1 protein-coding gene is annotated in these 515 nt (G+C 51.8%); it reads right to left on the bottom strand.

Features of this window, described 5'->3' with window-relative positions:
- On the bottom strand, window positions 1-113 hold a 113-nt coding region (locus tag SO140_RS46480; protein WP_498544279.1), incomplete at its 3' end, for an SDR family NAD(P)-dependent oxidoreductase.
- Window positions 114-515 lie beyond the last annotated feature (402 nt).

Genomic DNA, 515 nt, shown 5'->3' with positions numbered 1-515 from the left:
GCCCAGTCGGCCAGCACCACGATGGCGCCCTCGGCGGAGAAACGCCGCGCCGCCGCTTCCCCCATACCATTGCCCGCACCGGTGATAACCACGACTTTATTGTCAAAACGCATGAGACCTCCTCCATGTGAACGTATTTATATAAGTCATACAAATCTCATTACCCCGAGGATAAGACGCCCCTCCCCTGAGAGCCAGTCAAAACGTGCGGTTTATTAATCAAAAGGAGGTATGTCAGTGATTTCAATGCGCTGGATTAACCTTTATCGGATTTTGGCCAACATATTGATGGATAAAATAAAATCACGATGAGTCACTATTCGTCAGGCGGATTGTCAGCTAGCGGGATTATTGCGGGTAGGCGGTTATGGCCGCTCAGAGATAAGCGATACGAATGAAAAAAGGCAGCCGCCCGCAGGCGGCGGCGACTATTTTTTCTCGATGGGGACAACCAGCAGATCGACGTTCAACTCATTGATCGCCTGACGCGCCGAAGAAACCAGCCGGCTCCAGAC

This window comes from Bradyrhizobium sp. UFLA05-108 (assembly GCF_059803455.1).
This window is presented reverse-complemented; position numbering and strand designations above follow the sequence as displayed.